Below are 13,048 nucleotides of genomic sequence, written 5' to 3' on the forward strand. Positions count from 1 at the left end.
CCGCGCGCCCAGCGACTGCAGATACGTCCACGCATCGGCCACGATCGCATCGAGGTCCGTGTGTCTCGGTCGCCAGCCCAGTTCGGCCTGCACACGTGCGCCGGACGCGACGAGGACCGCCGGATCACCGGCGCGCCGCGGGGCGTCCCGGGTGGCGATGGTTCGGCCCGTCACGCGTTCGCAGGACGAGATCACCTCCCGCACACTGAACCCGGTGCCGGTGCCGAGGTTGTAGACGCGGTGCGTTGTGGGCCGGGCCGACTCGAGCGCGAGGATATGCGCCTCCGCCAGGTCGTGGATGTGGATGTAGTCGCGGACGGCAGTGCCGTCCGGGGTGGGCCAGTCGGTGCCGAACACCGAGATCTCGTCCCGGTGCCCGGCGGCGACCTGCAGCACCAGCGGGATCAGGTGTGTTTCCACGAGACGGTTCTCGCCGAGCCCGGCGTACGCGCCGGCGACGTTGAAGTAGCGCAGACTGCACGCGGCCAGACCGTGCGCGACCGCGTACGACGTGATCGCGTGGTCGATCGCCAGTTTGGTGGCACCGTACGGGTTGGTCGGCCGGGTCGGTGCGTCCTCGGTGATCGGCACGGAGTCCGGTGATCCGTACGTCGCTGCGGTGGAGGAGAACACCAGCCGGCCGGTACCGGACGAGCGCATGGCCTCCAGCAGGGTCAGGGTCTTGACGACGTTGGCGTTCCAGTACGTCTCCGGCGTCACCACCGACTCCCCGACGAGGGAGCGGGCGGCGAAATGCAACACGCCGTCGAAGTCCCCGCTGCCGAGAACCCGCTCGGCCGCACTCGCGACGTCCTCCTCGACGAACTCCGCTCCTGCCGGCACCGCGTCGGCGTTGCCGGTCGACAGGTCGTCCACGACCACGACCGTGTGGCCGCACTCGAGCAGCCGCTGGGCGCAGACGCTGCCGACGTAACCGGCGCCGCCGGTGACGAGAAGTTTCACTTGTTGCTCCTTCGGTTCGGCGGTGGGGGGTCGGTTCGCTCAGTCGCCGAGTCGCGCCCCCGTCGTCGGGGAGAAGTAGTGCAGGCGGGCCGGGTCCGGTGCCAGCCGGATCACCTCGCCCTTGGCCGGGGATGCGGAGTCGCTGACGCGCGCGACGATGTCGTGTCCGCCGAGTTCGCCGTCGCGGACGATGCGTCCGTAGATGTAGGCGTCCGCGCCGAGTTCCTCCACCACGTCGACCTTCACCGTGGTGCCCCGGTCGGACACGGTCCACGCCTCGGGGCGGACACCGACGACCACCCGGCCGGTGTCCAGGGCGCCCACCACCGACCGCTCGATCGGCGTCGACAGTGAACCGATCCGGGCGTCGCCGTTCACGACGTCGACCTCGAACAGGTTCATGGCCGGTGACCCGATGAACCCGGCGACGAAGCTGTTGACCGGCTTCTCGTACAGCGTCTTCGGGCTCGCGCACTGCTGCAGGATGCCCGCTTTCATGACGGCCACGCGGTCGCCCATGGTCATGGCCTCCACCTGGTCGTGGGTGACGTACACGGTGGTGGTGCCCAGCCGGCGCTGCAGCAGTGAGATCTGGGTGCGGGTCTGCACCCGGAGTTTCGCGTCGAGGTTCGACAGCGGCTCGTCCATGAGGAACACCTGCGGGTCGCGGACGATCGCCCGGCCCATCGCGACGCGCTGACGCTGCCCACCGGAGAGGGCCTTCGGCTTGCGGTTCAGGTAGTCGCCGAGATCGAGAATCTTCGCGGCCTCCTCGACGCGGCGGCCGATCTCACTCTTGTCCATGCCGGCGATCTCGAGGGCGAAGCCCATGTTCTTCGCCACCGTCATGTGGGGGTACAGCGCGTAGTTCTGGAACACCATCGCGATGTCCCGTTCCTTCGGTGCGAGGGCGGTGACGTCGCGTTCGCCGATGCGGATGGCACCGTAGTCGACGTCCTCGAGACCGGCCAGCATCCGCAGCGACGTCGACTTGCCGCACCCGGACGGGCCGACGAGGACGAGGAATTCGCCGTCCTCGATGTCGAGGTTCAGCGAATCGACGGCCGGCACATCGGAACCGGGGTACATCTTGGTGGCTGCGTCGTACGTGACTCGTGCCATGGTGTTCTCCTGGTCGTGGAAGGGGATCTCAGAGTCGGTGTGCCGAGCCCGACGGCTCGGCGTGCAGGAACTGGGGGACCGGCAGGCCGGCGGTCTCGGCGCGTCGGGCGACGTTCTCGACGACGGCGTCGACCCGGTCGGCGGGTACGAGGGCGATCGCGGAGCCGCCGAAGCCGCCGCCGGTCATCCGCGCACCCCAGGCGCCGGCCTCGAGGGCGGCGTCGACGGCGGAGTCGAGTTCGACGGAGCTGACCTCGTAGTCGTCGCGCAACGAGGCGTGCGAGCGGTTCAGGGCGTCGCCGATGTCGGCGATCCGCCCGCGGTCGAGCAGGTCGGCGACCTCCCGGACGCGGCGGATCTCGCCGACCACGTGCCGGACCCGCTGCGCTGCCGGGAAACTCAGTCCCGCGACGGCGGCGTCGGGGTCGGCGACGTCGCGCAGGGTGGCGACGCCGAGGTCGGCGCAGGCCTTCTCGATGGCGGCGCGCCGGTTGCCGTACTTGCCGTCGACCAGCCGGTGCGGCGCGTTGGTGTCGATGACCACCAGCCGGGCGTCGGCGGAGTCGAAGTCGAGCGGAACGTGGCGGGTGGCGCCGTCCCGGCAGTCGAGGAGCAGAGCGTGGCCGGGGCGGGCGAGCATCGCGACCGACTGGTCCATGCCGCCGGTGGACGCGCCGGCGATCTCGTTCTCCGCGCGGATGGACGCGGTGATCAGCGGGCGGCGGCCGGCGTCGTCCGTGGGCAGTCCGGCGAGGTCGGCGGCGGCGAGAGCGAAGGCGCACTCGAGCGCTGCCGAACTCGACAGCCCGGAGCCGACGGGGACCGTCGAATGCACTGCGACGTCGAAACCGGTTCCCGCTGTGAGGTGTCCGGACCGGTGTAGCGCCCACACCACCCCGGCGACGTACGCGGCCCAGCCGGCCGGGTGGCCCGGGGCGACGTCGTCGAGCGGACCGCGCCAGGACTCGCCGGTGTGCGTGGACACGGCGTGCAGGATCCCGTCGCCCCGCACACGGACGGCGACGACCGTCACGTAGGGGAGCGCGAACGGCAGGACCAGTCCGCCGGCGTAGTCGACGTGCTCACCGATGAGGTTGACCCGGCCGGGTGCCGTCCAGACGCCGTCCGCGACGCCGCCGAACGTGCTGCGGAACAGCGCCTCCGCAGGGGCGGCGACTGCGGCGGCGTCGACGGGGGTGACCCACTGCGCACCATTCACGACGCCACCTCCCGCAGCCGGTCGGCGATGCGCTCGGGTGTGGTGTCGTTGACCCATGCCCCCATCCCGGACTCGGATCCCGCCAGGTACTTCATCCGGCCCGGCGACCGCATCATCGAGAACAGTTGCAGGTGCAGGCGTCCGAGCGGACGGTCCTCGCCGACGGGCGCCTGGTGCCACGCGGCGATGTAGGGCACGGCGTCGACACCCTCGAAGAACCGGTCGACCCGCCGCAGCAGTTCGAGATAGACGTGGGCGAGTTCGTCCCGCTCGTCTTCGGACAGTTCGGTGAGGTCACGGACGTCGCGGTGCGGTGCGAGATGCACCTCCAGCGGCCAGCGCGAGGCGGCGGGAACGTACGCGGTCCAGTGCTCGGCGGCCAGGACCACGCGCCTGCCGGATCGAGTTTCGGCGTCGAGGACGTCGGCGAGCAGCAGCCGCCCGGTGCTCTCGAAGTGCTCGCGGGAGCGCCGGATCAGTGCGTCCGTGCGGGGCGGCAGGTACGGGTAGGCGTAGATCTGCCCGTGCGGATGAGTCAGGGTGACGCCGATTTCCTTGCCCCGGTTCTCGAAGCAGAACACCTGCCGGACCCCTGGCAGCGCCGACAGTTCGGCGGTGCGGTCGGCCCAGACGTCGACGACGGTGCGGACCCGGTCGACGCTCAGGGTGGCGAAGGCGGCATCCGGGTTGCTGGTGAAGCACACGACCTCGCACCTGCCCGCTCCCGGTGCCAACGGCCACAACGCTTCTCCGTCGACGCAGTCCGGAAGGTCCTGCTCGGCGGCGGCCGTCGCCAGCGACGGGAAACGGTTCTCGAACACCACCACGTCGTAGTCGTCGGCCGGAATCTCCGTAGGTGCCTTGCCCGGCACGCTCGGGGCGAGCGGCGACGCGTCCGGCGGCGGCAGGAACGTGCGGTCCATCCGCTGGGCAGCGATGACCACCCATTCCCCGGTGAGCACGTCGAACCGCATCTGCGACTGCGACACCGCCGGCGGCAGCGGACGTGAATCCACCAGCTCGCGGGTGGCTCCGCCCGACACGTACGGCTCGGAGTCGTCGAAGTAGATCAGTTCGCGGCCGTCCGCGAGGGTCGTCCGGGTCTTGCGCATCCGGAGCCGCGTCCCGGTCTCCGGCGCATCCTGTTCGTCACGCACGGTCATCGGTGGGTCCTTCCCGGTTCTCCCGTGTCACCACGAGGTCGCCGACGTGGTCGGCGAGAGCTTCCTGGGCGGTGCGCTCGAGCCCGGCGTCGGTGATGAGGATGTCGACGTCGGACAGTGGGATCGTGTTCGCCAGCGCGGTCACCCCCCACTTCGTGTGGTCGGCGAGCACCACGACCCGCCGCGACGACGCGACGAGCGCCTGATTGGTCTGTGCTTCCATCAAATTGGGACAGGTGAGTCCGGAGTCGATCCCCATGCCGTGCGTACCCAGGAACAGCATGTCCACGTGGATCCCGCGCAGGGCGGCGACCGTGAGCGGCCCGACCAGCGCGAACGACGGGGTGCGCTGACCACCGGTGAGGAGGATGGTCTGGTCGTCGCGGCCGCCCTCGTGGAAGGCGTCGGCGACGGGTAGCGAATTGGTGACGACGGTGATGTCGGGGACGTCGAGGAGTTCGCGGGCGAGGGCGTGCGTGGTGGTGCCGCCGGAGATGCCCACGGACGTGCCTGGCCGCACCAGCCGGGCGGCGGCGCGGGCGATGGCCCGCTTGGCCTCGCGGTCGAGTTCGGACTTCGCCGAGAACCCCGGTTCGTGCACACTTGCCGACCGCGGCAGCGTGACCCCGCCGTGCACCCGCTCGACGAGACCCTGCTCGACGAGTTCGTTGATGTCGCGCCGGATGGTCATGTCGGAGACCCCGAGCGTCGCGCCGAGGTCGACGACCTTCACCGCACCGCGGGAGGTGACCTCGTCGAGGATCACCTGCTGGCGCTGACGAGCGAGCATCATGCGTCCGCCTTTCGGGTCCGGGCGCCGGTGTCGGCGCTGTCTTCGCGAATCACAGCACAGCTGCCGGGTGCCAGCGTGAGCGGTCCGTCGACCACTCGTTCGGTGACGAGGTCGGTGCCGGACACCTCGACGGTCACCTTCTCGGTCGTGTGGTTCAGGACGAACAGCCACGACCCGTTCTCGCCCCGCCTGCGTACGATCTCGACGTCGGAGTTTTGTCCCGCGTGGAGGTCGAGACCGGCTGCGGCGCAAATCGTCTCGGCGATCCTCGCCCAGCCCTGTGTGTCGGGGACGGTGGCGAGGTACCAGGCCGCGCCGTCGCCGACCGGCCTGCGGGTGAGGGCGGGCACGCCCTGCAGATGCCCCTCGGTGTGGCGGGCGAGAACGTCCACGTCCTCGGACACCGTCAGGTACTCGGTCCAGATGCGGGCCGCGGTGCCGTCGTCGAGGGCGACGGTCTCGTCGGCGCCGAGCGGGAAGAACTCCTCGGTGCGGACACCCAGCAGGTCGCGGAACGCCCCGGGGTAGCCGCCGAGCCGGATGTGATCGTCGCGGTCCGCGATCCCGGAGAATGCGGTGACCAGCACCTGTGCGCCGGCGCGGGTCGCGGCCTCGATGCGCGCGGCGTCCTCGTCGCTGCACAGGTACACGGCCGGAACGACCACCACGGCGTACCGGCTCAGGTCGGCGTCCGCGGGGATCACGTCACACGTGACGCCGGAGAAGGCGTGGTGGGCGCGTTCGGCGATCGCCATGGGCTGCATCAACCGGGACGGGTGCCCGTCCTGCTCGCACGCCCACTGCGACTCCCAGTCGAACAGCACACCCACCGGCGCCTCGACGCGACTGCCTGCCACCGGTTCGAGGCGGCGCAGCACGGCGCCGAGCTGGACGACTTCCCGCCATCGCGCGGAGTCGGTGCCCGCGTGCGGAACCAGAGCCGAATGGAATTTCTCCGCACCCGCGTCGGACGCGCGGAACTGGAAGAAGGCGATGCCGTCCGCTCCGCGGGCGACGTGGGCGAGGGAGTTGCGCAGCATCTCCCCGGGTGCCTTCGCCCGGTTGACCGGCTGCCAGTTGACGGCGCTCGTCGAATGTTCCATCAGCAGCCACGGCCGTGAGCCGGCGATGCCGCGGGTCAGGTCGGCCGAGAACGACAGCCGGTGGTGGGCGGCGCCGTCGCCCGTCGCGGGCCCCACCAGGTAGTGGTCGGTGGACACCAGGTCCTGTTCGGGCGCCCACTGCGTGTAGTTCATGTCGCCGGCGAGCGACTGCGGTGAGCCCATGCCCACCATGAAGTTGGTGGTGACCGGGATGTCGGGGGTGATGCGCCGCAACACCTCCCGCTCGGCGAGGTACTGGTCGAGGAGGGCGTCCGAGCAGAACCGGCGCCAGTCCAGCAGATGCGTGGGATTGCCGAACGTCGTGCTCGCGGCGGGCGGCACCACTTCGTTCCAGTCGCTGTAGTGCTGGCTCCAGAACGTCGTGCCCCACGCCCGGTTGAGTTCGGTCAGGTCGCCGTAGCGACGCTGCAGCCACCGCCGGAACGCCCGCGCGCTGTCGGGGGAGTAGCAGCGTGAGTTGTGGCAGCCGAGTTCGTTCGACACATGCCAGAGCGCGAGTGCGGGGTGGCCGCCGTATCGGGTCGCCATCTTCTCGACGAGGACGAGGGAGTGGTCGCGGTAGATCGGGGAACTCGGGCTCCATGTCTGCCTGCTGCCGATCTCGTACCGGTAGCCACGCTCGTCCACGGGCCGGACCTCGGGATGCGCGGCCGTGAGCCAGGGCGGTTGGGACGCGGTCGCGGTGGCCAGGTCGACGCGGACGCCGCCGTCGTGCAGGAGGTCGAGGACGCGATCGAGCCAGCCGAAGTCCCACGTGTCGGGGGTGGGCTGGAGCCGCGCCCAGGAGAAGACGCCGACGGTCGCGAAGTCGACACACGCCTCGCGCATGAGTTCGACGTCGCGCTGCCAGATCTCTTCCGGCCACTGCTCGGGGTTGTAGTCACCGCCGAAGGAAATGCCCCGGGTCGGCCACCGCAGGTGCCGCCCGCCGGAATCGCTCGCTGTGTGCATGCTCACAATCTGTCGGATCGCTGTTCAAAAGTCAACACGAATGAACATTTCTGCACTTGTGCAGGTGAACGCGCATGCAACTGGTTGACAACGCGCAGTGCGGCGTGATTTTGTAACCTGCATCACGTAAGGGCGTGAGGCGACAGCACCGAAATGTGATCGAAGTTGTTCGATTTCGATCAGGTGGTGAGCGACTCCGCCCCCACCCGGTACTCAACCGAAAAGGGCACCATGAACCGAAACGAGCTGCCGCACCCGTGGCAACCCTCCCGGCGCACCTTTCTCAAGGCCGCGCTCGGCGCCGCGGGCGCCCTGTCGACCGCGGGCGTGCTGTCCGGGTGCACGAGCGGTGTCGACCCCCACGTGATCACCCTCGGATCGCGGCTGTCGGACAAGAACGCCAAACTCGGCGTCCAGGACGTCGTCGGGATGTTCCAGCAGCAGACCGGCGCCGCCGTGCGGATCAACTCCGTCGACTCCACCTCGTTCCAGGAGAACGTCAACAACTACTTGCAGGGCACCCCGGACGACGTCTTCACCTGGATGTCGGGGTACCGCATGAAGTACTTCGCCGACAAGGGTCTCGTCGACGACGTCAGCTCGGTGTGGCAAGCGCACGGCAGCGGCTTCAGCGACAGTTTCCGTGAGGCGTCCACCGGAACCGACGGCCAGCAGTACCTGATCCCGTTCTTCTACTACCCGTGGGCGGTGTTCTACCGCCCCAGCCTCTGGCAGCAGCGCGGCTACGCGCCGCCGAAGACGTTCGACGAATGGGTGACCCTGTCCAAGCGCATGCAGGCCGACGGACTCACCCCGATCGGGTTCGGCGTCCGCGACGGCTGGCCCCCGTTCGGCACGTTCGACTATCTCGACCTGCGCCTCAACGGCGTCGACTTCCACCGCTCCCTCCTCGCGGGCGAGGTGAGCTGGACCGACAACCGCGTCCGGTCGGTGTTCGACACCTGGCGCGAGATCCTCCCGTTCCACCAGCCGCAACCGCTGGGCCGCAAGATGTCCGAGGCGCAGCAGGCACTCCTCAACAAGGAAGTCGGCATGCTGGTGGCCGGCATGTTCGTCGCGCAGAGCTTCCCCGCAGGGCCCGACCGCGAGGATCTGGACTTCTTCGCGTTCCCCGAACTCGACTCCGCCGTCGGCGCTTCGGCGGTCGAGGCGCCGATGGACGGATTCATGATGCGCAAGGACCCGCGGAACCTCGGTGGCGCGCAGCAGTTCCTCTCCTTCCTCACCAGCGCCGACGCCGCAGTCGCGTATGCGAAGCAGGACCCCCAGGCGATACCCGCGCACCGCGACGCCGATCTGTCGAGTTTCTCTCCGCTCGTGCAGAAGTCGGCCGCCCTCGTCCAGGGTGCGGGGTCCATCACCCAGTTCCTCGACCGGGACACCCGCCCCGACTTCGCGTCCGTCGTCATGATCCCGGCGATGCAGCAGTTCCTGGGCAACCCGAACGACGTCGACGGCCTGGTCCGCAGCATCGAGCGTCAGAAGGCGGCGGTGTTCGGGCAATGAGAGCACACGAGAAGACAACGACCACCATCACGGTCCCGACAGGTCAGGTGAATTCATGACCAGCACAGTTCCTCCCCAGGCCGGAACCGAACCCAGGGTTCGGGCACCGAAGATCCGGCGCAGCCGGGGTGACCGGTGGACCATCGCCGTCATGCTCGGGCTGCCCGCCGCGATCGTGATCGGGATGGTGTGGATTCCCACCGTGTTCACGGTGATCCTGTCGTTCGCACGCTGGGACGGCATCGGCGGCACGTCCACCATCGAGTGGATCGGCCCGCAGAACTACGTCGACGCCGTCCAGGCGTACCCCCCGTTCCAGCAGGCCCTCCACAACAACGTCCTCTGGCTGGCGTTCCTGTTCGTCTTCCCGACGATCCTCGGCATCTTCCTCGCGGTCCTCCTCGACCGGGGTCTGAAGGGAAGCCGGCTGTACCAGAGCATCTTCTACATCCCCGTGGTGTTGTCGATGGCACTGGTTGGGTTCGTGTGGCAGCTGATCTACGCCACCGACGGCGGCGTGCTCAACACCATCCTCGGCACGGACGTCGACTGGCTAGGCAACCCCGACGTCAACATCTGGGCCGTCATGGTCGCCGCCAGCTGGCGGCACACCGGCTACATCATGTTGCTGTACTTGGCCGGTCTCAAGGCCATCGACCCGTCGGTGCGCGAAGCGGCCCTCATGGACGGTGCGGGTCCGATCCGCACGTTCTTCCGGATCGTGTTCCCCCTGATGAAGCCCACCAACCTGCTGATCATCGTCATCACCGTCATCGAGGCCCTGCGCGCCTTCGACCTCGTGTGGGTGATCAACAAGGGCCGCAACGGCCTCGAACTCATCTCCGCCCTCGTCACCGCCAACGTCGTGGGCGAAGCGGGCCGGGTCGGATTCGGGTCTGCCCTGGCGACGATCATGCTCGTGATCTCACTGGTATTCATTGCCCTCTATCTCTGGATCGTGATGCGGAGCGACGACTGATGACCATGACGACACCCCTCGCCGACCACAGTGCGCCCGTCGACCGGACCGGGCCCCGCAACAAGGCCGCGGTGGCCAACCGGCGCCGGCTGAGTACCGCGCACGCCGCGATCTACCTCCTTCTCACCGCCCTGGCATTGCTGTGGATCTTCCCGCTGCTGTGGGCGCTCTACAACTCGTTCCGCGACTACGACTACGTCCTCAGCCACGGCTACCTGTCGGTCGGCGGATTCACGCTCAGCAATTACACCGAGTCGTGGGAAGTCGGCGGAATCCCGCACTACTTCCTCAACTCGATGCTCATCACCATCCCGGCGGTGCTGCTGATCCTGTTCATCGGGTCGATGGCGGCGTTCGTGCTCGCCCGGTTCCCGTGGAAGTTCAACGTGATCATGCTGGCGGTGTTCATCGCGGGCAATCTGCTGCCGCAGCAGACACTGCTGACCCCGTTGTTCCGTCTGTACAACGCGATTCCGCTGCCGTACTGGATGAGTTCGTCGGGCTCGCTCTACGACAGCTACTGGGGACTGATCCTGGTGCACGTCGCGTTCCAGACCGGTTTCTGCGTGTTCGTGCTCAGCAACTACATGAAGACGGTCCCGCCGGAACTGCTCGAGGCGGCGACGGTGGACGGCGCCGGGCTGTTCCGTCAGTACTGGCAGGTGGTGCTCCCACTGTGCCGTCCGGCGCTGGCCGCGCTCGCGACGCTCATGATCACCTGGATTTACAACGACTTCTTTTGGGCACTGGCGCTGATGGTCAGCGGCGACAAGCTGCCGGTCACCACCGCACTGCAGAATCTGCAGGGCAGCTTCTTCACCGACACCAACCTGCTCGCCGCCGGATCGGTGCTCGTCGCACTGCCGACGGTGCTCGTATTCGTCGCGCTGCAGCGGCATTTCGTTTCCGGGCTGACGATGGGAGCCAACAAGTGACTGCGACTTCACCGCACGCGTACGTCCACCTCACCGCCGGCGGCGTGTCCGTCGTTCTCGATCTCACCGGGGGCCGGTTGCCGGCGATCGTGCACTGGGGTGCGGCGCTCGGCGACCTCGACCTCGCCGACGTCGAAGCCCTGGCGCAGGCGAACATCGAGCCCCCGGCGGGCAACGTGGTCGATCTCCCGGTGCGGCTGTCGATACTCCCCGAACACCACACCGGGTGGGTGGGGAAGCCCGGGATCGCGGGGCACCGGGACGGCGCCGACTGGTCGCCGCTGTTCACGACCACCGCGCTCACGGTCGACGCAGCCGAGCACCGGTCGGGACTCGTCGCGGTCGGTGCCGGCGCGGTGCGGGTCGCCGCGCACGACACGGTCGCCGATCTCGGTCTGGTCCTCGACATCGAGCTGCTACCGAGCGGCCTGCTCCGGGCGCGCGCCGAGGTCACGAACGCGGGCGACTCCTTCTACGTTCTCGACGACCTCCAGCTCGCGTTCCCGGTCCCGCCGCAGGCCCGCGAGATCCTCGACTTCGCGGGCCGGTGGGGGAAGGAACGGACCCCGCAGCGCCGTGAACTCACCGTCGGCATCCACGAACGCGAAGGACGGAAGGGACGCACCGGCCCGGACGCCGCGACGGTGCTCTCCGTCGGCGTACCCGGATTCGGGTTCGGCCGCGGCGAAGTGTGGGGCACCCACGTCGCGTTCAGCGGCAACCACCGCCACTACGCCGAACGTCTCTTCACCGGTTTCCAGGTGGTCGGCGGCGGGGAACTGCTCCTGCCGGGCGAGGTACGGCTCGCGGACGGCGAGAGTTACGCAACGCCCTGGGTCTACGGCGCCTACGGCGACGGCCTCGACGCCCAGGCACATCGCTTCCACGACTATCTCCGGTCGCGGCCCACGCACCCGCGGCGCGTGCGCCCGGTGACGATCAACGTGTGGGAGGCGGTCTATTTCGACCACGACCTGGCCCGGTTGACGGACCTGGCGGATCGCGCGGCGAAGCTCGGCGTCGAACGCTATGTGCTCGACGACGGCTGGTTCAGGTACCGGCGCAACGATCTGGCGGGCCTGGGGGACTGGCACGTCGACGAGACGGTGTGGCCGAACGGTCTGCATCCGCTCGTCGATCACGTGCGTTCCCTCGGCATGGAGTTCGGCCTGTGGTTCGAACCGGAGATGATCAACCTCGATTCCGACCTCGCGCGGGCGCATCCGGAGTGGGTCATGGCGACCGGCGGGCGCACGCCCGTGCCGTCCCGGAACCAGCAGGTGCTCAATCTGGGGATCCCCGAGGCGTACGACCACATCCTGGAGCGCATGTCCGCGATCCTCGGCGAGTACGACATCGCCTACATCAAGTGGGACCACAACCGCGACCTGATCGACGCGGGCACCGCACCGCACGGCCGCGCCGGCGTCCATGACCAGACCCTCGCGACCTACCGGCTGATGGACGAACTGAAGCGCCGCTTCCCCGGACTGGAGATCGAATCCTGCTCGTCGGGCGGAGCGCGGGTGGACCTCGGAATCCTCGAGCGCACCGACCGCGTCTGGGTTTCGGACTGCATCGATCCGCTCGAGCGCCAGCAGATGAACCGGTGGACGATGCAGCTGCTTCCCCCCGAGCTGCTGGGCTCGCACATCGCGTCCGGCATCTCCCACACGACCGGCCGGTACCACCGCCTGTCCTTCCGGGCGGGGACGGCGCTCTACGGTCACCTCGGAATCGAGTGGGATCTCGCGACCGCCACCGACGACGAGAACGTTCAGCTCGCGGTATGGATCGACGTGTACAAGCGACACCGGGAACTCCTGCACACGGGAACGATGGTGCGCGCCGACGAGATCGACCCGACCCTGCTCGTCTACGGCGCGGTCGCGCAGGACCGGGCGGAGGCGCTGTTCTTCCTCGCGTACGTGGGGCGCTCCGAGGTGTCACCGCGCGGCAGGTTCACGCTGCCCGGGCTCGACCCCGACCGGCGCTATCGGGTGCGTCCCGTCTTCGCCGGTGCACCGGACGAGGGCCTGAAACCCCCGGCGTGGTTCGACGTGCACCCACAGGGTGGTCGAGCCGACGGGCTGTCCGCGCGGAGGGAGGTTCCCGGCGTCTCGATGACGGGCCGGGCCCTCGCGGTCGCCGGACTGCAGACACCCGCGTCCTTCCCCGACGACGTGGTCGTGCTCTCCGTCACCGCGGAGGCGTAGCCGCGGCACCAGGTGGGCAGGATTCACCCTGGGGTAGGTGGCCGGTGCCCCCGCAG

The 13,048-nt window shown here is 68.9% G+C and carries 10 protein-coding genes; 4 read left to right on the forward strand and 6 right to left on the reverse strand.

Translation table 11 applies throughout. From position 1 onward, the window contains the following. The 6 genes from galE to QM693_RS32285 all read right to left on the reverse strand — a co-directional run. A partial coding sequence (gene galE / locus QM693_RS32260; protein ID WP_283354369.1) for a UDP-glucose 4-epimerase GalE occupies positions 1-963 on the reverse strand: 963 nt, incomplete at its 3' end. 39 nt (positions 964-1,002) lie between these two features. After that, a complete protein-coding gene (locus tag QM693_RS32265; RefSeq protein WP_280780847.1) occupies positions 1,003-2,085 on the reverse strand; it encodes an ABC transporter ATP-binding protein in 1,083 nt (360 codons plus the stop codon). Positions 2,086-2,113: 28 nt separating this feature from the next. After that, entirely contained in the window at positions 2,114-3,304 is a 1,191-nt protein-coding gene (gene galK, locus QM693_RS32270; RefSeq protein WP_283354370.1) for a galactokinase, read from the reverse strand. Continuing rightward, the gene (gene galT / locus QM693_RS32275) at positions 3,301-4,467 is read right to left on the reverse strand and encodes a galactose-1-phosphate uridylyltransferase (protein WP_283333497.1); all 1,167 of its coding nucleotides are present in this window, start codon (positions 4,465-4,467) and stop codon (positions 3,301-3,303) included. The genes galK and galT overlap by 4 nt, the downstream gene beginning before the upstream one ends. Beyond that, the gene (locus tag QM693_RS32280; protein WP_283333498.1) at positions 4,454-5,260 is read right to left on the reverse strand and encodes a DeoR/GlpR family DNA-binding transcription regulator; all 807 of its coding nucleotides are present in this window, start codon (positions 5,258-5,260) and stop codon (positions 4,454-4,456) included. The genes galT and QM693_RS32280 overlap by 14 nt, the downstream gene beginning before the upstream one ends. Further along, on the reverse strand, positions 5,257-7,335 hold the full coding sequence (locus tag QM693_RS32285) for a beta-galactosidase (protein ID WP_283354371.1): 2,079 nt from the start codon (positions 7,333-7,335) through the stop codon (positions 5,257-5,259). Before QM693_RS32285 ends, QM693_RS32280 begins: the two co-directional genes overlap by 4 nt. A gap of 231 nt (positions 7,336-7,566) precedes the next feature. On the opposite strand from QM693_RS32285, the gene QM693_RS32290 reads away from it, so the two are divergent. Genes QM693_RS32290 through QM693_RS32305 form a run of 4 tightly spaced genes read left to right on the forward strand, consistent with a single transcriptional unit; the run spans position 7,567 to position 12,992 of the window. After that, positions 7,567-8,862 carry an ABC transporter substrate-binding protein gene (locus tag QM693_RS32290; RefSeq protein WP_283354372.1) on the forward strand — a complete coding sequence of 432 codons (1,296 nt, stop codon included), beginning with the start codon at positions 7,567-7,569 and terminating at the stop codon, positions 8,860-8,862. Positions 8,863-8,917: 55 nt separating this feature from the next. Beyond that, positions 8,918-9,841 (forward strand): carbohydrate ABC transporter permease, encoded by a 924-nt coding sequence (locus QM693_RS32295; RefSeq protein WP_283333501.1) that lies wholly within the window; start codon positions 8,918-8,920, stop codon positions 9,839-9,841. Then, complete coding sequence (locus QM693_RS32300; protein ID WP_280780854.1) at positions 9,841-10,776, forward strand: carbohydrate ABC transporter permease; 936 nt, start codon at positions 9,841-9,843, stop codon at positions 10,774-10,776. Before QM693_RS32295 ends, QM693_RS32300 begins: the two co-directional genes overlap by 1 nt. Further along, the gene (locus tag QM693_RS32305; protein WP_283354373.1) at positions 10,773-12,992 is read left to right on the forward strand and encodes an alpha-galactosidase; all 2,220 of its coding nucleotides are present in this window, start codon (positions 10,773-10,775) and stop codon (positions 12,990-12,992) included. The genes QM693_RS32300 and QM693_RS32305 overlap by 4 nt, the downstream gene beginning before the upstream one ends. Positions 12,993-13,048: the final 56 nt, after the last annotated feature.

It is taken from the genome of Rhodococcus sp. IEGM 1305 (assembly GCF_030058635.1).
Lineage (GTDB): Bacteria > Actinomycetota > Actinomycetes > Mycobacteriales > Mycobacteriaceae > Rhodococcus_F > Rhodococcus_F opacus_D.

Bases quoted from the DNA above. Each gene is read 5' to 3' on its own strand.
- QM693_RS32300 (WP_280780854.1), top strand. From the start codon at position 9,841: ATGACCATGACGACACCCCTCGCCGACCACAGTGCGCCCGTCGACCGG.
- QM693_RS32265 (WP_280780847.1), bottom strand. From the start codon at position 2,085: ATGGCACGAGTCACGTACGACGCAGCCACCAAGATGTACCCCGGTTCC.
- galT (WP_283333497.1), bottom strand. From the start codon at position 4,467: ATGACCGTGCGTGACGAACAGGATGCGCCGGAGACCGGGACGCGGCTC.
- QM693_RS32285 (WP_283354371.1), bottom strand. From the start codon at position 7,335: ATGCACACAGCGAGCGATTCCGGCGGGCGGCACCTGCGGTGGCCGACC.
- QM693_RS32280 (WP_283333498.1), bottom strand. From the start codon at position 5,260: ATGATGCTCGCTCGTCAGCGCCAGCAGGTGATCCTCGACGAGGTCACC.
- QM693_RS32290 (WP_283354372.1), top strand. From the start codon at position 7,567: ATGAACCGAAACGAGCTGCCGCACCCGTGGCAACCCTCCCGGCGCACC.
- QM693_RS32295 (WP_283333501.1), top strand. From the start codon at position 8,918: ATGACCAGCACAGTTCCTCCCCAGGCCGGAACCGAACCCAGGGTTCGG.